The sequence below is a fragment of the Pedobacter sp. ASV28 genome (assembly GCF_016428855.1).
GTDB lineage: Bacteria > Bacteroidota > Bacteroidia > Sphingobacteriales > Sphingobacteriaceae > Pedobacter.
Window position 1 is genome coordinate 1 of sequence record NZ_JAELTN010000044.1, and the last position, 19307, is coordinate 19307.

Here is a 19307-nt window from a genome sequence, read left to right on the forward strand (position 1 = left end):
TTATATAGGTTCTCCCCAGGCACGAAAATCTGATGGGAACCGTTTCCATAAATTTGTAAGAAATATTATAAATATTAAATATAAAGATGGTTATTTTCTGTTTAATAGGTACGGTGCTGGCTTTGACAAAACATAAGTTTAACAATTCGGAAGCATCAATTCATAATTTGTTTGCCTCTGTCGATATTATTGCTGCAATTAATTATTATGGCGTCACAGAACTGTTGGATACCATTGGAGAAGAAAACATTAAGGCTCACCTTGAACTAGACAAGGTATACTTGATTGATCCTGAAATTCCACTTTAAAAAGTGAGATATAAATGATGGATAATTATTCCTTTATTCAGTATCACTCATTTATAATCGAGGCGCTACAAAGTCTCAATTATCAATTTTAATTAAAACAAAATAATGATTATCAAAATACTTAATTCGGCACTAATCCTTGTAGCCATTTTTATGGGCTTAAAACAGGGCTGGGCAATGTTTTCGGGCAAACCCGAAATGTTGGAAATGTTTAGCAAATGGAACATTAATAAAACTGGCTTAATGGTAATTGGAGGCATCACCATGTTAAGTGCTGTGCTAATTGGTTTTCCTAAAACTTTTGTTTGGGGAAATTTTTTAATGGCAGCAGGAATTTTATTGATCATCTGTTTCCACTTATTAAATAGAGATTTGAAAGGTATGGCAATAGAACTCCCTTTCCTGCTATTGAATTTGGTAATTATTTATCTGCAATACCCATTATCAAAAGTCAATTAGCAATGAAAACATTTGCGCTCTTAATCATCTGCAGCATTGCAATAAGTTTTAATGCTTGCGCACAAAAAGCAGAAAAACAAAAATTAGGCACAGCTAAACAAACTAAAAAGATGGATTTAACTAAAATAACAAACAGCAAAGTAAAAGAAGCATTTAATGCTTGGCAAAAAGGTGAAAAGGAAACGTTTTTATCATTTTTTATAGCAGAAGCAAAGTTACTTGACGATGGCAATTCAAGAGATTTTAAAAAATTTGTAAACGAAGCCTGCGGGCATGAACACTTTACAACGATAGATATGGTTGAAAATAGTGGTAAAGATATTTACGGAAATTTTCATACAGAAAGCTGGGGCAATTTTAAAACATATTTCAAATTTCATCAAAACGCTGATGGCAAATTTGACAGATTAGATATTGGACAAACGAATTAAATACGAAAATGAAAATAATAATTGCTAGCCTTTTGTGTTTAAGCTATTACCAATCTAAGGCACAATCGCAAATCTATATAGATGCATTTTCTGGGAGCAAAGGACAAAATGCCGAATTTTTCTATCTGAGTACAATTGATCAGCAAAACAAGTGGGCTGTGTTCTCTAGAACAGAGGTATTTTTACACGATTATAAAACCGAGCATCCAACTTTCATCAATTTCAATACAATCTCTTACAACTTTGTGAAAAACTTAGGTCTTACTGCTGGTACTTATGCTTCTTCAGCCTATCAATTTAGCGCCCGTTTGGGATTACAGTACTTTGTAGAAAGTGAAGAGTTTTTAGCCTATGCAAACCTAACCAGTGCGGTTACAAAAAATCCCGATGGCAGATTTTAGTAATTGGAAATTACTTACCTAAGATTACTGAAAAATGGAGGTTATTTACGAGTGCAGAATTTCGCACAGCCATTAACTATAACATGGGTCACCAATTTAGCGCACAAACTTTTAAACTAGGTGCAAAATACAGTTCTCGGCTCACATTCGGTATTACCACCAATTTTGAAGAAATGAGAAGCCATCATGAAACAGAGCGAAACATTGGTCCATTTATTAATTTAAACCTTACAAAAGCACATGAGAAATAATTACAATAAAATTGCTGGAAAAGATGTTGGTCGCATAATTGCCATAAGCGATGCTGTATTTGGTGTTGCAATGACACTTTTGGTTTTAGAAATTAAAGTACCCGAAATAGAAGGCGGAAACAAAGAATTGGCAGTAGCAGTTTGGGATTTAATGCCTAAATTTTTGGTTTACTTCCTTAGCTTTATGACCGCAGGTATTTTTTGGATGGGACAGGCTACACAATTCGAATACATCAAAAAAAGCGATAGAAACCTGAACTGGATTAATTTACTTTTTCTACTATTTGTTTCTTTATTGCCTTTTACAACCGCATTTTTGGGCGATCACATGGAGCATGAGTTTGCAATTGGTGTTTACTGGTTAAATATTTTTCTGTTAGGCATTATGCTATTTATTAACTGGAGTTATGCAAGTAAACATAATTTTATTGCAGATGAAGAACTTGATGTAGTTTCTGGAGGTATTAAAAGACGCATTATTACTGCACAATTACTTTATTTAGCAGGTGCATTACTGTGCTTTGCCAATCCGTACCTTGGCATTGGATTTATTATTATTATACAACTTAATTATGCTTTTGCTTTTATCGGTAGAGGCAAATCTGATTAAGTAGAAAAGCGTTAAAATTGAATAGATTAATCAAAACAAAATTTTTCGTCCCAAAAACTTTTATTAAGGGGCTTATCTTTTAGTTCTTGTTGTAGCCTGACCACTCGACTATGACTAAAAATAAAGTTGCTAAAAAATGATTTTCATTGTTTTAGTAATTTGCCATAAAAGGGTGTCTCGTGTATAAGACAGAGCCAATTGACCCCTTCTTACTAAAAATATTTTTCTCATAATCCATTGTTTATCAATGAGATTACAAATAATTAAAGGTTGGTGAAGAGGGGGCAAATAAGTTGGTTTGTCTACCTAAAAAAATAAAAATAGCGTTATTGATTGCTTTCTTCGAAAATTTTCGAAAAACCGCCTATTTCGATCAATTCGCCCACAAAATGGTTCGAATTATGCACCGCCACTGACCCCGAGTTTTGAAAGCAGTTCTGAAAAGAGCTGATTTTTTTGTTTAAGGTATCTATTTGCAGTAGCTTACAAGATAATTTTTCTTGAGAAAAGTGATTCGATGTTTTAATGGCAAAGATGCAGATATTTAACCTGTATACATTAGATGCCCTTGTTACCATAACTTCAATTAATTTATCAGTCATTTCCATAGAGTTATATTTGAACAAGAACAGATTGAAGCAGATATTTTTTATGAAACAAATCTATTCATTGATTTATGCTAAACGTTTAATAATAAAAGACAATTTTTAGTAAAACTCATTTCTGATTTTCATCCTGAATTGATGGATGAATTTAAATCTATCAGCGTTCTGGAGAGAGCTTTCGTCAAGAAATATAAATTACATACCTTAATCAAAGAGGTAAGGAATAGGGTAGGCGGGCATATTCATAATGACTATTGTCTTTGGTACGAAACGGTTGTTGATTTAGAACCTCAATATGCTGCAGATATGACTATTGCATTTCTGAAGGCATTTAGTCCAATCCAACATTTGACCATGAAACTAGCAGGTTTTGAGCATGAAAAATTCCTGAAGCATGGTAATGATTCTACAAAAAGTGTCAACCACCTGTTAGATAAAATTGAAAACCTTACTCGTGAGGTTAATGATAAACAACCTGATGGAATGAAGTTAGGTTTTGATATGAAAGTGTTCCTAGATATGTTAAAAAATTAAATTGGATGCTATTTTTTTGTTTATACTGGATTCGGCTATACCCAACCTTCATGTAAACATTCTTTGCATAATAGAGTTGTTATATAAAGATAATTTAATTTTCTTTATATGATGAATATCTCATGTTAAAAAACTTTGTATGAAGAAAAGTAAGATCGATGCCTAATTAATGAAGAGCCCGCTCAACACCGGTTCAAAGGAGCTGATTGGGCGAAAAACCATATTTCTTTTTGAAAATAAAGGAAAAATGGGAGAGGTCTTCAAATCCTACTTCTAGATATACCTCAGTTGGCCTTTTCTTTTTTTCGCTAAGATTATAATAGGCGAGTTCAAGTCTTTTGTCGGTTAGCCATTTTTGAGGGCTTGTATTAAAAAGCTTCTTGAAATCCCTATTGAATGTTGACAGACTACGACCTGTTAAATAGCCCAATTTTTCTAGTGGCATATTGAACATAAAATTTCGTTGCATAAAATTCATCAGGTCGATTTTTCCGGGGGCATCAAAATTTGCCAAAACACTATCTACTCCCGGGTTTATTATCCTTAGAATGCTAATGGCTTCCATAATTTTTAGCGAAGCAAGGCTTTCTGGAAATTCCCCTTCCACATTAAAATAAGGTACCAGCGAAGCCAAACAGCTTTCTAATAGCGGATGGTTACTGAAACCGTAAATTTTATGCTCTGGCTGCATTTTAGTCCTGATATCTATTTTTTCATAAAATTGCTTCAACCGATCGGTTGAAAGATGCATCACCACTGTTTTATGGGGCAGACCATTCTTTGGATAATTGATGATCGTTGCCAGTTCGTTTCTTGGGATCAGAAAAATATCCCCAGTTTTGAAATAAAAGGTTCGGTCTGCCTGGATGATTTTGGTTTCCCCAGAAATAAACCAAACCAGCATGTGGTCATCAAACATCAAGTCCGATTTGAACAGTTTGTCTTCATAGCTGGAAAGCTTAATATCTTTGGTTAAGTATTTGGATAAATGTTCCATAGGAATAAAGTTATTTGTTTTAGGCGAATTTCTTTAACGAAACCCGCCCTTATACTAAATACATTGACCGCCATCAATCAGATATTCTGATCCTGTAATAAAGGCGGCACTATCACTTGCCAGAAAGCCAATCAGTTTGGCTACTTCTTCGGCCTTGCCAAATCTCGACAATGGGATCGTGCTGGTCATCTGGTTCTCCAAAGCTTGGGTTAAGCCAATTTTTCCCATGATCTCTGTTGATACGGGACCTGGGCTAACTGCATTTACCCTGATCTTGCGATTGGCCAGTTCCAATGCGGCAATTTTCATAATCGCATTTAGGGCCGCCTTACTTGCAGCATAAACAGAGGCCTGGATGGGAGAGATATGCGCAGAGGTGGATGACAGCAGGACTACTGCAGCATTGTCATTTAAAATGGGAATAAATTTACTAAGGGTGAAATAGGCTCCTTTGAAATTGATGTTCATCACTTCGTCAAAAATAGATTCGGGCATGTACTCAATGAGCGAAAATTTGGTGACTCCTGCATTTACCAATAGGATATCAATTTTGCCAAAGCATCTGGCAACTTCCATCGCTAGGTCGTTGATATCCATTAAGTTAGACTGGTCTGCAACAAGTCCAGTTACACCGAGTACTGAGGCGGCCTGTTCAACCGCTTCTTTTCTTCTGCCAGTGATGATTACTTGTGCACCGTTTTTTTTAAGTTCCTTGGCAGTAGCATATCCGATTCCGCTATTACCTCCTGTAATCAGGGCAATTTTTCCTTTCAAATTTCTCATGATCTAGTCCACTTTAAATTTAATACCTGTCATTTCCTCGGTTAGCTTCCAAAGTTGTTTAGCCTTGCTTTCGTCTAGTGAATACGCTTGCACACCACTTTGATGCAGTTTGGCATTCGTTTGAACTACTGGGCTCTCAGAAAGAAGCTCGGCGATATCGCCATCCTCGCAATAAACGCCACCAATGTTGTTCAATAATGGGCTGGTTGCTACCCAAACAGAAGTTGCAGCACCTTGTGGTATGGTTTTCAAGCTGGCAAGTATTTCTGGACGCATATTTCCATGCTCATCAAAGAAACCCATTTGCTTGAAGAGTTCCATATCCGCATCTCTGGCTAACTCTGTTCCGGCAATTGAACCAGGGTGTAGTGAGTATGCTCTTACTTGATATGCTTTGGCACGATTATCTAACTCAAGGGCAAATAGGTTACTTGCTGTTTTTGATTGTCCATAGCCAAGGAGTGTTTGGTATTCTCTATGCTCGAAATTGGGGTCATCGAAATTGAAGGGTGCCATGTGGTGCCCTAGCGAGGAAACATTGACTACGCGTGCACCATTGGCATTTTTAAGGGCTGGCCATAATCTTGCCACGAGCTGAAACTGTCCCAGATAATTGGTTGATAGTTGCGATTCAATACCACGACTGTTACGTTGAAGGGGCACCCACATGATTCCTGCGTTATTGATCAATAGGTGAAGTAGCCTGCCCGAAGCAAGGAATTTTTCGGCAAAGGAATCAATAGTTTCAGGCTTAGAGAGATCCATTGCCTCAATTTCTACGTTTGGAACGCCTTCTAGATTTTTCTTTGCCTTTTCAACATCTCTTGCAGGTACAATTACGGTTGCACCTGCTGTTGCAAGTACTTTTGTAGTTTCCAAACCTATACCCGCATTACCGCCAGTAACGATTGCGATTTTGCCTGTCAGGTTAATACCTTTGATAACTTCTGTTGCAGTTGAGGTAGCATTAAAACCTGAACCCAGTGGGTGCTGTAATGCGCCTTGATAATTGTTCTTTTCCATTTTGTTCTTATTTAAATGTTATAGGACAAATTTAGGCGGTTGCCAATGGGTTAGTTTTGTTTAGCGTGTCAATTTACTTTGTTTTCCGTGTCGTTTTCTCCCAGTCGCCTCAAGTTTTAAAGGAGTTTTTACCTTTAATCGGTTTATTTTTATTCTTCCAAAATTTTCGAAAAACTGCTTATTTCAATTCAATTCGTAACAAAATGGTTCGAATTACGCACCATCCCTAACCCGAAAGTTCTTTAAGATATCTTAAAGGGCTTTTTTGTTCGAGTGCCTTGACAGTACACCAACTGTGAAAGTTAGAGTCCTACTCTCGCTTATCTTCTACTTTTGATTGCTTATTTGGTTGTTGGTCTGAGAAATTAAGACAGTAGTATATATGTACGGTTCGATGCCTCCATTGCCATCTTATACTTATTTTGCCAAGTTAATTAAATCTTTATTTTAAATCTGCTTTTAGTTGTGACAACTAAATTTTTAGCTGATATTTGAAATTAAATAGATATGCTATGGACATCAAAGATTTAACCAGAGTTGAAAGCCAATTAATGCAGGTGCTTTGGAAACTAGAAAAAGCATTTGTAAAAGAAATTATTAGCGAGCTACCTGATCCAAAACCTGCATACAGTACCGTTTCTACCATCATCAGGATTTTAGAGAGCAAAGGTGTAATTGGTTATGAAGCTTTTGGGAAAACCCATCGCTACTTTCCCTTGATTACCAAGGAAAAATACATGCGTTATGAAGCAGATAAATTTTTAGGCAGTTATTTCTCTAATTCTGTACAAGACATGCTTTCATTTTTTGTTCGAGAAAAGAAAATCGACATGAAAGATGCAGAACAAATACTAAAAATGATAGATCAAATAAAAGATTAATGATGCAGTTCGAATATTATTTTATCTGGTCTAATGTTTCGCTAGTTATATTTTATCTTTTCTATCTGCTATTGCTAAGGGGAGAAACCTTTTTCCTTTTCAATAGGGTCTACCTGCTTGTTGCACTTTGCTTATCGATGCTAATGCCATTCTTAGATTTATCTTGGTTAATGGTACTGCCCAAGGTTAAGTTGGTTACCTCTACGTTCACTGTTGTAGAAGTAGGAAAATTAGGAAATACTGTTGGGAAACAATTGAACTGGCTATTACTTGTGTATTGGATAGGTGTAGCACTCAGTGCGATACGATTGTTCCTCAAAATAGCAGATGTAAGAAAACAAATAATGTTGCCCAAAGATGGGGACGCATTTTCTTTTTGGAAAATAAAGGTGATCGACCAAAAACTATCTGGTTTAGCTGTAATTAATGCCCATGAAAATATACATGTTAGACAGTTACATACGCTCGATCTTCTATTAGTTGAAATGATAGGCATATTTTTTTGGTTTAACCCCATTGTTTATGGATATCGTAAAAGCCTGAAGTTTATCCACGAATATTTGGCCGATGAGTATGCATGTAACTTTGCAGAAAGCAGAAAGCAATATGCGATGTTGCTATTTTTGCAAAACCTAAACGCTGGGCCAACATTGGCAAATACTTTCTATACTACCTCCCTGCTCGAATTGAGAATCAAGATGTTGCAACGAAAAAAATCTAACCGCTACAGGTTATGGAAATATGTGTTATGCTTGCCTCTGTTTGCATTGGTTGCGCTGTTGTGTTCATTTAATAGCTCAGGTTTCAGTAGTAATGATCACAAAGTAGATCAAGCAGCAAGTTTCCCTGGCGGATTTGAAGCATTCAGTAAGTACCTTATTCAAACGACAAAAAAAGTTTCCGATAAGAGTGGAAAGGTGAGCGTGAGTTTCATTGTAGAAACTGATGGGACAGTTAGTAATCAAAAAGTTGAAAATAGTTTAGATGAAGCAAGCGATAAAGAAGCATTAAGGGTCATCAAATTGAGTCCGAAATGGAAACCTGCCCTGCAAAACGGAGAAAAAGTACGCTCGGGTTATCAAATTGGTATAAATTTTAAAGCTGATAATCAGTTAGATAAGTAATTAAATTAAATATTTAGCTGTAGTAGCTAATTTATTAGTTGTTTGACTAATAAATTAGTTATATGTTTGGATTACTTAAATTAATCCAAACGTTATGCTTTTTATTCTACTTAAATCGGCCCGCTCTTATTATGGTCTAGTTTTCATTTTGCTTCTCAGTACCTTGCTTGTTAATGCCCAACAAAAGTTGGGTAAAGTTACTGGGAAAGTAGTTGATGAAAAGTCTGCTGAACTCCCATTTGTACAAGTGCTTTTGAAAAGGAGTGCAGACTCTAGTACCGTTAAAGCTATGCTTGCTACTGATAAGGGACAATTTAGTTTTGAAATTCCCGATGGCAAATATATACTTGAACTGAGGATGATGGGCTACGGTACGGTGTACTCGAAAGTTTTCGATATGGTTAATGCTCGGAACCAATCACTTGATGTCATTCAACTGCTACCAACATCAACACAATTGGCTGCGGTAAATGTCTCTTCACCACCTCCATTTGTAGAAAGGAGGGCCGATAAGCTCATCGTAAACCTCAATGGCTTGGGTGCTGGTGCACCGATTATGGAAGTGATGAACCAACTGCCCGGTGTAAGCGTTACTCCAGATGATAGGATTAGTTTGAACGGGAAATCGGTTCAGATTTATATCGATGGTAAGGCCACTACACTTTCGGCCGAAGCATTGGCAGGTATGTTAAAAGGAATTTCTTCGTCTGCCATTCAAAAAGTAGAGCTCATTGCCCAGCCCTCTGCAAAATATGATGCTGCTGGGAATGGTGCCATTATTAATATTATCCGTAAACGTAATTATAAGGCTGGGCTGAATGGAAATGTTTACACAGGAGGAGGGAAAGGGACATTTGGAAAAGCAAATGGTGGCCTTAACCTTAATTACAAAGGAAAAGCTTATAATCTGTTGCTAAATCTCGACTATAATTACAACAAATATTTCTACGATAGTTACATCGCTTCCACTTTTGTCGATGCCCAGGGAATAGCCTTAAGTCAATCAAGTACTGATATCAAAAGCACCAGAACCAATGCCAATTACACGCCAAATCTGGGAATGGATTTTTATCTCTCGAAACGCACTACCTTGTCTGCTTCGGTTAAACCTGGATTTCAGACCTTCGGTCGCAATAGCACTGCGAATATCGATGATGTTGTTGGGCAATCGCAGTTTATTAATCTAGTTCATATTCGTGCGTCTAATTTCTCATCTGGACTTCGACTACAACATCAAATAGATAGCTTGGGAAGGGATTTGACAGTCGATTTAGATTATTACCGTTACGGAAATTATAACGATCAGGACAATAGAACCGTAACGTTCAGTCCCACATCAGACCTGCCAAGTGTGGTTGGTCAAGACCGTGTATTCGATGTTTATGCTTTTAAAATGGATTACACCCATCCTTTGGCCAAAGGCCATCAATTAGAAATGGGTATGAAAACGAGCTATGTTAATGCTAAAAATTCCAACTTTTATCAGGATTTCACTCGTCAGCAAACCAATTTATTTAATTACAAAGAAAGTATTTCAGCACTTTATTTAACTTATGCTCGCACAGGCGAGAAATTTTCCTACCAGTTGGGCATAAGGGGTGAGTATACTAATGGACAGGGTGAACAGGAGTTTGGAAAAGAACGATTTACCAGAAGCTATTTCCAGCCATTTCCATCTGTACATCTTGACTATAAGTTTACCAAAAACCATAGCCTTAGCTTAGGGATGAACAAAAGGATAGAACGCCCTGGTTACGAAAGCCTAAATCCACTGGTGCGAATTATCAGCAGCAACAACCTGCAACAGGGAAATCCAGCGCTTCTACCTTTGATTGCCTATAATGCCGATTTGTGGTATGGATATAAAAACGCATTTTTCTTTGGCCTAACGTATAGTTATAGTGTAGATGATTTTACGAGTATCTCTGTTCCCCTACCTGATAATACAATCTCTACATTGCCCGGTAATGCAGATTATGGGAGCTATTTTACGCTACAAGCCATGTATGGTAAACAAGTGCTGCCATGGTGGTACACCAGTACCAATGCAATTTTATCCAAGCGCTCTTTTAAAGGGGAATTTAATGGGGCTTTGTTACAGAGCGATGGCATCGCCAGCCTTTCGGCAACTTCGTATAATAGTTTCTCATTGAGCAGAAATTTTTCTGTAATGCTGCTTTTCAATTATCGCGGTAAAAGTGTAGACCGAACAATTACCAATCGAGCTTTTACATATATAACGGCAGGTATTCGTCAACAATTTTTAAATAAACGTGCATCTATACAAGTCAATGCAATGGATATTTTTAAATCATACCGTAATGAGTATAACCAGAATAGTGGTACCCTGCAACAGTTGTGGCGAAACCAGTTTGAAACCAGGATGGTTAAGCTGAATTTTAGCTACAGCTTTGGAGGTACGGTAAAAAACACTAAAAAAAGCAATAGTGCAGAAGATGAACGAAAACGAAGTGCTTTGAGTGAGAACTAAGAAATAATAATCTCTATCAATCCTTTAAAAGCTAATCAAGTCATCAATCAAGTTTTTCGAAAACCGCCTAATTCAATCAATTCATCCACAAAATGGTTCGAATTACGCACCGCCACTGACCCGTGAGCCCTTTAAGATATCTTAAAGGGCTTTTTTGTTTTTAGAGAATTTTGAAATCTTTGAATAGGGTTAATAGAGACAGATTTTTGGTTCGAGCCCTGTATGGGCCTTAAGGAGATGGTCAGTTTTGATCATCTCCTTTTTTAAATCAAATGAAGAACTGATTATAAGTCGATTATGAGCTTTTTTGTGGTGTGAAAATCGATTCGAAAATTTTCGTGCTGTAAGTTTTGGCTATAGGGTATAAAAAGTCGAGTATTCCGTTAGCTTGAGCTTCATCTGTATGGATATCTCCCTGTTTTAAAATGGCTATAGCCTGTTAAACCGTAGGCCTCTATCACGGTATACGAAGCCATTTGTAAGATTTCAATGATGTTGGCCCTGATTTCGTTATGGTTTTCAATGACGTGTACTTTGTGTTAATGGTTACAGAGATTTGATTACGAATAGCGTTCCTTTATTTATCCTGCTTTTAAAGCTGACCTCACCGTCTATTAATCCAATGTACCTGGAAAGGATAATTAGTTCGAGACCGTTTCCAGAAATCTTGCCATTATTATGTGCACGAAAAAAGGTATCGAATAGATGTTTTTGGTCATCTTAGGGTATATCTATGCCATTGTCAGAGATCCGTATCGCACATTTTTTTTCATTTATTTTGATGTGAAAATGTATGAAAATCGCATTTTTAGAATATTTTATGGCGTTGTCGATAAGGATGATGATGCAATTTTTTAACAGGTTTTGGTCTAAACTAACCAGCTCACTTTCACCGCGATGTTTGAAGATAATCTGTTGGCCCGGTTTTAGCATCATCTGCATTTAATCAGTAATCTCCTTGTCAAGAACGCTCATTGAAATTGCTGAGCTGAGTATCGACTTTTCCAGTGAGAGAAAATCATTCAATATGGCGGTGATATTCAATATGGCATGGTTGATCTTGCTCAGATGTTTTTTGATATTAGGATTTTGGTGTGGAACAACATGATGTTCGATCAGAGAGGCAGATAGTAGTACTAAACTTAACGGCGTGCGAAATTCGTGAGAGGCAATCGACACAAAGCGGCTTTTAAGTTTTCCGAGCTCTTTTTCTTTTTCTAGGGACAAGCTTAGTTCTTCCTTAGTCTGCTGCAGTATTTTAGCGGTTTCCTGAAGAGATACTGTTCGTTTCTGAACCTGTTCCTCCAGTTGTGAGGCATAGTCCTGGAGTAGGACCTCGGATTGCTTCTCTCTGGTCAGATCGTGGATGAAACCTGCATAAACTGTCCTTCCAGCATATTTTACCTCGCTAACACCTAACCTAAATGGAAACTGTTTTCCATTTTTCTTAAGGCCGATCAATTCCCTGCCGATACCTATGACGCTAATGTGGCCGGTCTGTTTGTATCTGTTAAGGTAATCATCATGCTTGGAAGTATCGTTAGCCGGTATCAGCATAGAAATGTTCTTGCCCAGCAACTCATTTTCGGTATAGTCAAAAAGTTTGCATGCGGAAGGATTTATGGCTTCGATTTTTCCAAGATCATCTATGGTGATTAGACCTTCTATCGCATTATCAATGATCGCTTTAAGCAAGACGGCGTTTTCCATAAATATTGATTACAGAATAAAATATATTTCTGTGCCATTAATACAATACATATGGCAATATTGTTTTAAGTTGTATGCTATTCGCGTTTTTCGGTAGTGCCATCGTAAAGTCCCATATTGGCTGCATGGTTGCAGGTAGCTCTATGCTGAAGTTCTTGTTGGGCAAAGATCGTATTCTCTTCTTTACCTTTCCAGATTTGAAGTGCAGTATGTTGTAATGCACGACCAAAAGAGAAGGTAAGCGTCCAAGGTAACCTATCTCCAGCCATAATCTGAAGCGCATTGAGCATCTTGGTGGCCTGTTTTTCAGATTGGCCTCCAGAGAGGAATGCAATACCTGGCACTGCGGCGGGCACAGATTCTAATAAACATCTTATCGTATTTTCGGCCAAGCTAGCCGCCGATTTTTTTTCCTTGCGGTCCAAACCTGGAAGGATCATATTAGGCTTTAAGATCATGCCTTCCAATGCAATGCCTTGTAAATAAAGCTGATCGAACAAATTTTCGAGTACATAACGGGTAGTTTCAAAACAGACATTGGTAGTATGGTTACCGGTCATCATCACCTCTGGTTCAACAATTGGTACCAAGCCAGATTCCTGACAAAGGGCGGCGTATCTGGCCAATGCATTGGTATTGGCCTCCACGCAATTTCTGGAAGGGAGTTCTTTCCCGATGGTGATCACGGCACGCCATTTGGCAAACCTGGCGCCCATGGAGGCATATTCGTTTAGCCTCTCTCTTAGACCGTCCAATCCTTCGGTTATTCTTTCACCAGTAAATCCAGCTAGTTCTTGTGTTCCCAAATCGACTTTTATGCCTGGAATAATTCCTGATTTGATGATTGTGTTGATCAAAGGCACGTCTTCATCATCCCTTTGTCGGATTGTTTCATCAAACAGGATTATCCCACTAATGTTCTCTTTCAGACCAGGTGTTTTGATCAAGAGTTGACGGTAGCTTCTTCTGTTTTCTTCGGTTTGGGCTATGCCAGCTTCTGCAAGCCGCTTATTACAGGTAGAGATGCTCTCGTCCATGGCCAGTAAGCCTTTTTGGTCTGCCAGCAAGCCGGTAATGGTTTGAGTTAATTTTAATGCGTTCATGGATTGATGTTCCATTTCCAGTTGAGTATTTCGGGCATATCCTTGCCATAGCGGTTTACATAGTGTTTGTGCTCGATAAGCTTATCTTTGAGTTGCTGTTTCAAATAATCGCCTTTGCTGCCTAAGCGAGGCAAGCGGTCTATTACATCGATTACCAAATGGAAACGGTCTATTTCGTTCTGTACCCTCAAATCGAAAGGGGTTGTAATAGTGCCTTCTTCCTTATAGCCCCTTACGTGAAGATTTTTATTCGTTCTTCGGTAGCTGATGCGATGTAAGAGCCATGGATAGCCATGGAAATTGAAGATAATGTGCTTGTCTCTGGTAAACATGGAATCATAATCTGTATCGCTCAGTCCATGTGGATGTTCTGAAGATGATTGGAGCTTCATGAGGTCTACCACATTAACAACCCTTATCTTAAGTTCGGGAAGGTGATTCCTCAATATCGAAACCGCTGCCAATAGTTCCAAGGTTACGGTGTCGCCGCAACTTGCCATTACCACATCAGGTTCAGTATTTTGGTCATTGCTGGCCCATTGCCAGATCCCGATGCCTTCCGTACAATGTTTATCGGCCGCTTCTATGTCCAGCCACTGCGGTAGGGCATGTTTTCCTGCCACTACTACATTTACATAGTGCCTGCTGCGAAGGCAATGGTCCATGACTGAGAGCAGGCAATTGGCATCAGGCGGTAGATAAACGCGTACCACATCTGCTTTTTTATTGATCACATGATCTAGAAATCCGGGATCCTGATGGGTAAATCCGTTGTGGTCCTGTTGCCATACATGAGAGGCCAACAGATAGTTCAGCGAAGCAATAGGCCTGCGCCAAGGGAGTTCTTGTGTCACCTTCAGCCATTTGGCATGTTGGCTGAACATCGAATCGACAATGCGGATAAAGGCTTCGTAGCTATTAAAGATCCCGTGCCTTCCGGTAAGCAGGTATCCTTCCAGCCATCCTTCGCATTGATGTTCGCTCAGTTGGGCATCCAGTATGCGTCCAGTTGGGGCGAGAAATTCGTCGTTCGGAAGCATCGCGGCATCCCACTGCCGATTACTTTCTTCAAAAACTGCCCCCAAAAGGTTCGAAAGGGTTTCATCTGGACCGAAAAGGCGGAAGTTGACAGGATTAAGTTTGATGACTTCTTTTAGGAATTTGCCCAGTACCATGGTATCTTGCCCCATTATTGCTCCAGGTGAGGGGACTTTGAGGCCAAAGTCTCTAAAATTAGGCATCAGTAGTTCTTTTAGCAGCAATCCGCCATTAGTGTGCGGGTTAGTTCCCATTCTTCTTTCACCTGTTGGTGCCAATGCCTTTAGTTCTGCTATCAGTTTACCATCCTTGTCGAACAGTTCTTCGGCATGGTAACTTTTCATCCATTTTTCGAGCTGTTTTACGTTGTTAGGATGCTCCTCGTCAACTAAAAGAGGAACTTGGTGGGATCTAAATGTGCCTTCGACCTGTAGGCCATCGACTACTTTGGGACCTGTCCATCCCTTTGGCGAGCGGAGTACGATCATGGGCCAGCGTGGACGGGTAGGATCAGCATTATTTCTGGCATTTGTTTGATATGTCCTGATATCTTGAGCAGCTTGATCCAGTATATCGGCCATGAGTTGGTGCATGGTTCCTGGATCGTCGCCTTCTACAAAATAGGGTTTCCATCCACAGCCCTTAAAAAACTGCTCCAATTCCCCATGTTCAATTCTGGCCAAAAGGGTTGGATTACTGATCTTATAGCCATTGAGGTGGAGGATGGGCAGTACTACGCCGTCGGTAACGGGGTCTAGGAATTTATTGGAGTGCCATGCGGTGGCAAGCGGTCCTGTTTCTGCTTCCCCATCGCCAACAATGCATGCCACAATCAGGTCGGGATTATCAAATACAGCACCAAAGGCATGGCTTAGAGAATAGCCTAGCTCACCACCTTCATGGATAGAGCCTGGTGTGGTAGGGGCTACATGGCTGGAAATACCACCAGGAAAAGAGAACTGGGTAAACAGTTTTTTCATACCTGCCTCATCTTCGCTGATATTGGGATAGATTTCGCTATAGCTGCCTTCCAGATAGGTATTTGCCACTAGTGCTGGTCCTCCATGCCCTGGCCCAGATACGTAGAACATGTTCAGGTCGTATTTTTTGATGATACGGTTAAGGTGTACGTAGATAAAGTTCTGGCCGGGAGTAGTTCCCCAATGGCCAACTACGATCGGTTTGATATGGGAGAGCAGTAAAGGTTCTCGCAACAGGGCATTGTCGTAAAGGTAGATCTGCCCTACGGATAGGTAGTTTGCCGCCCGCCAATAGGCATCCATTTTTTTTAGCAGTTCTTGGGTAACCGTTTCAAAATCGGGTTTTGTGAGTGATGCTTCCATTTGCTTGTGGTTATTTAGGTAGGGTAGTTTTTAGGTTGATTTTGGTGGGTATTGCTTGTTTACTTAAGGTTTAAGGCCAAATATTGAGAGTTGGGCAAGCGTGGTATCGTAGTCCCTGTGCAAGATGGTGCTGATGCCCAAAGCTGCGGCATTGGCTACAAAGATGGGCTGGTTCTCGATATAGAGTATTTTTGATACCGGGCTTTGCATGGTATCTATTGCAAGCCTGAAAAGGTCTAGGTCTGGCTTGCTTAAGTGTACGAAACAGGAGGAAATAAAGGTGTCTATGATATCGTCCAATCTGAATTTATGGATCCTATACTGGTTAAGTTCCCGTCCCTCGTTGCTTACTGCGGCAATCTTGAGCTGATATTTTTTTTTGAGCAGTCTGATCAGCTTCAGCATGTTTGGCAGGGGTTTGGACTGGCTGAACATGAACTTTTTAAAAGCGGTGGTGCTAAAGTCCCGACCTTCATTGAATACCACACTAGCCAGATAGTCGTTAAGGCTCAGCTTGCCCAGTTCATAGGTCGAAAAGTTGATGTGGTGTCTTTCTTCCATTGCCAGATGGTCGATATGAAAGTGTGCCGAAGCATCTTTTCTGGCATTTCTGTCCCAGCCATCGCTCAGTAGGACGCCTCCAATATCGAGGAAAAGGGTGGTGATGTGTTTTTGTCTTTCCATGATCACAATTGTTAAGCAATGCTTTAGTAGGCTTCGGTAAAGATTGTAAATCAGCTTTTTCTGGTGTTGCACAACTCTATATAAAAGTTATATGTTTCACACCTTTTTATCTCATCCTTTGGGCGTTTTTACATTGATTTTACATGGGAATTGTACAAAGATTACCATAAATGGTATAACGAATAGCAAGTGATACCATAGAACTTTGGGCAGTGAAATAGTTCACGTTTAAAAAACAAAGATGAAAAGCAACGAGAGTTTACAGAAAGAAGTTCAGGATGCCATAAAATGGGAACCACTTTTAAAAGCTGCCGAAATAGGCGTAACAGTTAAGGAAGGAGTAGTTACCTTAACAGGCACGGTTGATAGTTATGTTAAAAAAACCGAAGCTGAAGATGCGGCAAAAAAAGTAGCTGGTGTAAAGGCCATTGTTGAAAATATTGTGGTGAAGTATGGTGAATGGGGCGTTAAGAATGATAACGACATTGCTAAAGAGATACTTAATGCGTTTAAATGGAATTGGCAGGTACCCAATGATAAAATTACTGTAAAGGTAGAAAAAGGATGGGTCTACTTAGATGGTGAAGTAAATTGGAACTACCAGAAAGATGCGGCAAAGACAGCTATAAAAAACCTTTTGGGAGTGAATGGCGTGGTCAACAACATCAAGATTGCTTCTGATGTAAAAGACGCAGTAGAGAAGGGAGATATCGAAAAAGCTATTGCCCGCAACTGGTCTATCAATGACCAGGATATTCAGGTAAACGTTTCTGGTAACCGGGTAACCTTAAGCGGTGCGGTTGGTTCTATTTTCCAAAAAGACGAAGCCGCTCGTATTGCGTGGAATGCTCCTGGCGTGTGGTTTGTAGATAACAACCTGGAAATTGAATACGACTACTTGTTGGTAGATTAAAGTTTATGCTAGGGGTAGTTTTTAACTGCCCCTTTTTTCCATTTGAACATTTAACTAAAAATATCATGAAACGTAGTATTACCATCATTATCATGGCATTATTTGCAGTGAGTTGCAAACAATCTTCAAAAAAGGAGACTGATAAAGCAAATGAGGATTTCAACAAGGGAGATAAGGAGCTTGCTATGGTTGCCAAAGAGTCGGATTCGCTGGCAAGGGAAAAAATTGCAGCAGACTGGAGGCATTTTAAACAACATTCAGACAGTACCTTAACTACAATGGATAAGGATATGGTCGCCACTGATGCCAGAGTTGCAAAAGCAAATAAAAAAGAACAACTTAAGCTGAATAAGGACATAAAAAAAGCCAAGCTGAAATTGGATCAGCTTAAGCAAAAATTAAAAAAAGAGGATGAAGAATTCAACAGGGAGATGCATGCGTTGAATGAAGAAGCAAAAGTCCGAAACGAATATTTCAAAAGAGAATTTGACCACGATAGCCATGAACTCGGTACGGCGCTAAAGGATATCTTCAAGGACAATGTTAAATAATTGTGCGATAGACTATGTGTTTTTCCGCAACGGCCAGCTTTAGTGCCGGGGCAGTTCTTACTGTGATAGGAATTGTCTCGCTAAAGAAGGTGCAACATCGCTCACAGCTTCCCTTTGCTTCAATACCGCTAATTTTTGCTGCGCAGCAGATTGCTGAAGGTGTATTATGGCTGGCATTACCGGGTACAGATACCTATCATATTGATAAACTGGTTACCTATTTCTTTCTCGTGTTTGCACAGGTACTTTGGCCTGTATGGATTCCGATGGCCGTATTGCTATTGGAAAAGCATCAAACCAGAAGATTTTTTCAGAAAATATTAGTAGGCATTGGTCTGATGGTTTCCGTATACCTTGGGTATTGCATGATCAGATACCGGGTGAGTGCCGAAATCAGTTGCTATCACATCGAATACCACCAGTTTTATCCAGAAACCTTCAGGGTTGTTGGCGGGGTAATGTACATCATGGCCACCATTTTACCTCCTTTGTTTTCACATCTTAAAAAGATGTGGATACTGAGTGTAACCGTGATGGTCTCCTACCTCATTACGGCAAGTTTTTACGAAAACTATATCGTATCGGTATGGTGTTTCTTCGCGTCTGTAGTTAGCCTATCGATCTATGTGGTCATGCTCGAAATACATCAGGATAAAGCTTAGCTATTTTAATCTTCCTCATCTTTGAAGAACTCTTTTACGAAAGCACGCTGCTGGTTTGCAGTCATTTTGTCGGCCTGCATAATTTCCAATTTGGTGCCAGTGAACAAGTGATTATGTTTAAAGGTGTCGTACAACTCTGTTTTAGCCTCGGTTGGGCCAAACAGTAGCACCTCGTCATAATTCCTAATGGTATCGGCAAGTTTCCTATAATAGTCGGCCTTTTCGCCTTGTTCTTTGGTGTGCATGATACTTTCGCCCCTTTGTAAGGCCTCTTCCTTTGCCTCATGGGTAAAGCTGCAGTGGATCGTCTTATCGGTGCTGTTATCTGCTGGAAATGAAATAAGATTGGCTGTGGCATGATCCATAAAGATGCCAAGTTTGGTAGTTTTGTCCATGATATTTGAT

20 protein-coding genes and 1 pseudogene are annotated in these 19307 nt (G+C 39.3%); 11 read left to right on the forward strand and 10 right to left on the reverse strand.

The window, feature by feature from the left end; translation table 11 throughout:
• The first annotated feature begins 413 nt into the window (after positions 1-413).
• The 4 genes from JHD79_RS15665 to JHD79_RS15680 all read left to right on the forward strand — a co-directional run bounded on the left by JHD79_RS15665 (position 414) and on the right by JHD79_RS15680 (position 2460).
• Entirely contained in the window at positions 414-767 is a 354-nt protein-coding gene (locus JHD79_RS15665) for a DoxX family protein (protein ID WP_199120244.1), read from the forward strand.
• 2 nt (positions 768-769) lie between these two features.
• Entirely contained in the window at positions 770-1198 is a 429-nt protein-coding gene (locus tag JHD79_RS15670) for a hypothetical protein (RefSeq protein WP_199120245.1), read from the forward strand.
• An 8-nt stretch (positions 1199-1206) separates the two neighbouring features.
• Positions 1207-1599, forward strand: a complete 393-nt coding sequence (locus JHD79_RS15675) for a hypothetical protein (RefSeq protein WP_199120246.1) — start codon at positions 1207-1209, stop codon at positions 1597-1599.
• Between the two features lie 240 nt (positions 1600-1839).
• Positions 1840-2460, forward strand: a complete 621-nt coding sequence (locus tag JHD79_RS15680) for a TMEM175 family protein (RefSeq protein ID WP_199120247.1) — start codon at positions 1840-1842, stop codon at positions 2458-2460.
• A 326-nt stretch (positions 2461-2786) separates the two neighbouring features.
• Here the strand turns inward: JHD79_RS15680 and JHD79_RS15685 are convergent, their stop codons facing one another.
• The gene (locus JHD79_RS15685) at positions 2787-3062 is read right to left on the reverse strand and encodes a hypothetical protein (RefSeq protein WP_199120248.1); all 276 of its coding nucleotides are present in this window, start codon (positions 3060-3062) and stop codon (positions 2787-2789) included.
• Positions 3063-3203: 141 nt separating this feature from the next.
• Here JHD79_RS15685 and JHD79_RS15690 point away from each other — a divergent pair, with 141 nt between their 5' ends.
• Entirely contained in the window at positions 3204-3599 is a 396-nt protein-coding gene (locus JHD79_RS15690) for a hypothetical protein (RefSeq protein WP_199120249.1), read from the forward strand.
• A 193-nt stretch (positions 3600-3792) separates the two neighbouring features.
• On the opposite strand, the gene JHD79_RS15695 is transcribed toward JHD79_RS15690, so the two are convergent.
• The 3 genes from JHD79_RS15695 to JHD79_RS15705 are packed head-to-tail and all read right to left on the reverse strand — an operon-like array spanning position 3793 to position 6402.
• Entirely contained in the window at positions 3793-4596 is an 804-nt protein-coding gene (locus JHD79_RS15695) for an AraC family transcriptional regulator (RefSeq protein WP_199120250.1), read from the reverse strand.
• Positions 4597-4650: 54 nt separating this feature from the next.
• Entirely contained in the window at positions 4651-5379 is a 729-nt protein-coding gene (locus tag JHD79_RS15700) for an SDR family oxidoreductase (protein ID WP_199120251.1), read from the reverse strand.
• Positions 5380-5382: 3 nt separating this feature from the next.
• Entirely contained in the window at positions 5383-6402 is a 1020-nt protein-coding gene (locus tag JHD79_RS15705) for an SDR family NAD(P)-dependent oxidoreductase (protein ID WP_199120252.1), read from the reverse strand.
• 512 nt (positions 6403-6914) lie between these two features.
• Here JHD79_RS15705 and JHD79_RS15710 point away from each other — a divergent pair.
• The 3 genes from JHD79_RS15710 (at position 6915) to JHD79_RS15720 (ending at position 10898) form a co-directional block, all read left to right on the forward strand.
• Complete coding sequence (locus JHD79_RS15710) at positions 6915-7283, forward strand: BlaI/MecI/CopY family transcriptional regulator (RefSeq protein WP_199120253.1); 369 nt, start codon at positions 6915-6917, stop codon at positions 7281-7283.
• Complete coding sequence (locus JHD79_RS15715; protein ID WP_199120254.1) at positions 7283-8407, forward strand: energy transducer TonB; 1125 nt, start codon at positions 7283-7285, stop codon at positions 8405-8407. The genes JHD79_RS15710 and JHD79_RS15715 overlap by 1 nt, the downstream gene beginning before the upstream one ends.
• Before the next feature lie 94 nt (positions 8408-8501).
• Entirely contained in the window at positions 8502-10898 is a 2397-nt protein-coding gene (locus JHD79_RS15720) for an outer membrane beta-barrel family protein (RefSeq protein ID WP_199120255.1), read from the forward strand.
• A gap of 546 nt (positions 10899-11444) precedes the next feature.
• Here JHD79_RS15720 and JHD79_RS23185 read toward each other — a convergent pair.
• From JHD79_RS23185 to JHD79_RS15740, 5 genes and pseudogenes are all read right to left on the reverse strand, one after another.
• A pseudogene (locus JHD79_RS23185) lies at positions 11445-11840 on the reverse strand (sensor histidine kinase).
• Complete coding sequence (locus JHD79_RS15725; protein ID WP_370583344.1) at positions 11841-12608, reverse strand: PAS domain S-box protein; 768 nt, start codon at positions 12606-12608, stop codon at positions 11841-11843.
• A gap of 77 nt (positions 12609-12685) precedes the next feature.
• Positions 12686-13711: a class I fructose-bisphosphate aldolase gene (locus JHD79_RS15730; protein WP_199120256.1), complete on the reverse strand. Its 1026-nt coding sequence runs from the start codon at positions 13709-13711 to the stop codon at positions 12686-12688.
• Positions 13708-16092: a phosphoketolase gene (locus tag JHD79_RS15735; protein ID WP_199120257.1), complete on the reverse strand. Its 2385-nt coding sequence runs from the start codon at positions 16090-16092 to the stop codon at positions 13708-13710. The genes JHD79_RS15730 and JHD79_RS15735 overlap by 4 nt, the downstream gene beginning before the upstream one ends.
• A 63-nt stretch (positions 16093-16155) precedes the next feature.
• Positions 16156-16776, reverse strand: a complete 621-nt coding sequence (locus JHD79_RS15740) for an HAD family hydrolase (RefSeq protein ID WP_199120258.1) — start codon at positions 16774-16776, stop codon at positions 16156-16158.
• A gap of 241 nt (positions 16777-17017) precedes the next feature.
• Here JHD79_RS15740 and JHD79_RS15745 point away from each other — a divergent pair, with 241 nt between their 5' ends.
• The 3 genes from JHD79_RS15745 to JHD79_RS15755 all read left to right on the forward strand — a co-directional run bounded on the left by JHD79_RS15745 (position 17018) and on the right by JHD79_RS15755 (position 18902).
• A complete protein-coding gene (locus tag JHD79_RS15745; RefSeq protein WP_199120259.1) occupies positions 17018-17689 on the forward strand; it encodes a BON domain-containing protein in 672 nt (223 codons plus the stop codon).
• Positions 17690-17754: 65 nt separating this feature from the next.
• On the forward strand, positions 17755-18240 hold the full coding sequence (locus JHD79_RS15750) for a hypothetical protein (protein WP_199120260.1): 486 nt from the start codon (positions 17755-17757) through the stop codon (positions 18238-18240).
• A 14-nt stretch (positions 18241-18254) separates the two neighbouring features.
• Entirely contained in the window at positions 18255-18902 is a 648-nt protein-coding gene (locus JHD79_RS15755) for a DUF6629 family protein (protein ID WP_199120261.1), read from the forward strand.
• A 5-nt stretch (positions 18903-18907) separates the two neighbouring features.
• Here JHD79_RS15755 and JHD79_RS15760 read toward each other — a convergent pair whose 3' ends face one another.
• Positions 18908-19297 carry a hypothetical protein gene (locus tag JHD79_RS15760; protein WP_199120262.1) on the reverse strand — a complete coding sequence of 130 codons (390 nt, stop codon included), beginning with the start codon at positions 19295-19297 and terminating at the stop codon, positions 18908-18910.
• Between the last annotated feature and the right edge of the window lie 10 nt (positions 19298-19307).

Bases quoted from the DNA above. Each gene is read 5' to 3' on its own strand.
- JHD79_RS15665 (WP_199120244.1), top strand. From the start codon at position 414: ATGATTATCAAAATACTTAATTCGGCACTAATCCTTGTAGCCATTTTT.
- JHD79_RS15670 (WP_199120245.1), top strand. From the start codon at position 770: ATGAAAACATTTGCGCTCTTAATCATCTGCAGCATTGCAATAAGTTTT.
- JHD79_RS15675 (WP_199120246.1), top strand. From the start codon at position 1,207: ATGAAAATAATAATTGCTAGCCTTTTGTGTTTAAGCTATTACCAATCT.
- JHD79_RS15680 (WP_199120247.1), top strand. From the start codon at position 1,840: ATGAGAAATAATTACAATAAAATTGCTGGAAAAGATGTTGGTCGCATA.
- JHD79_RS15685 (WP_199120248.1), bottom strand. From the start codon at position 3,062: ATGACTGATAAATTAATTGAAGTTATGGTAACAAGGGCATCTAATGTA.
- JHD79_RS15690 (WP_199120249.1), top strand. From the start codon at position 3,204: ATGGATGAATTTAAATCTATCAGCGTTCTGGAGAGAGCTTTCGTCAAG.
- JHD79_RS15695 (WP_199120250.1), bottom strand. From the start codon at position 4,596: ATGGAACATTTATCCAAATACTTAACCAAAGATATTAAGCTTTCCAGC.
- JHD79_RS15700 (WP_199120251.1), bottom strand. From the start codon at position 5,379: ATGAGAAATTTGAAAGGAAAAATTGCCCTGATTACAGGAGGTAATAGC.
- JHD79_RS15705 (WP_199120252.1), bottom strand. From the start codon at position 6,402: ATGGAAAAGAACAATTATCAAGGCGCATTACAGCACCCACTGGGTTCA.
- JHD79_RS15710 (WP_199120253.1), top strand. From the start codon at position 6,915: ATGGACATCAAAGATTTAACCAGAGTTGAAAGCCAATTAATGCAGGTG.
- JHD79_RS15715 (WP_199120254.1), top strand. From the start codon at position 7,283: ATGATGCAGTTCGAATATTATTTTATCTGGTCTAATGTTTCGCTAGTT.
- JHD79_RS15720 (WP_199120255.1), top strand. From the start codon at position 8,502: ATGCTTTTTATTCTACTTAAATCGGCCCGCTCTTATTATGGTCTAGTT.
- JHD79_RS15725 (WP_370583344.1), bottom strand. From the start codon at position 12,608: ATGGAAAACGCCGTCTTGCTTAAAGCGATCATTGATAATGCGATAGAA.
- JHD79_RS15730 (WP_199120256.1), bottom strand. From the start codon at position 13,711: ATGAACGCATTAAAATTAACTCAAACCATTACCGGCTTGCTGGCAGAC.
- JHD79_RS15735 (WP_199120257.1), bottom strand. From the start codon at position 16,092: ATGGAAGCATCACTCACAAAACCCGATTTTGAAACGGTTACCCAAGAA.
- JHD79_RS15740 (WP_199120258.1), bottom strand. From the start codon at position 16,776: ATGGAAAGACAAAAACACATCACCACCCTTTTCCTCGATATTGGAGGC.
- JHD79_RS15745 (WP_199120259.1), top strand. From the start codon at position 17,018: ATGAAAAGCAACGAGAGTTTACAGAAAGAAGTTCAGGATGCCATAAAA.
- JHD79_RS15750 (WP_199120260.1), top strand. From the start codon at position 17,755: ATGAAACGTAGTATTACCATCATTATCATGGCATTATTTGCAGTGAGT.
- JHD79_RS15755 (WP_199120261.1), top strand. From the start codon at position 18,255: ATGTGTTTTTCCGCAACGGCCAGCTTTAGTGCCGGGGCAGTTCTTACT.
- JHD79_RS15760 (WP_199120262.1), bottom strand. From the start codon at position 19,297: ATGGACAAAACTACCAAACTTGGCATCTTTATGGATCATGCCACAGCC.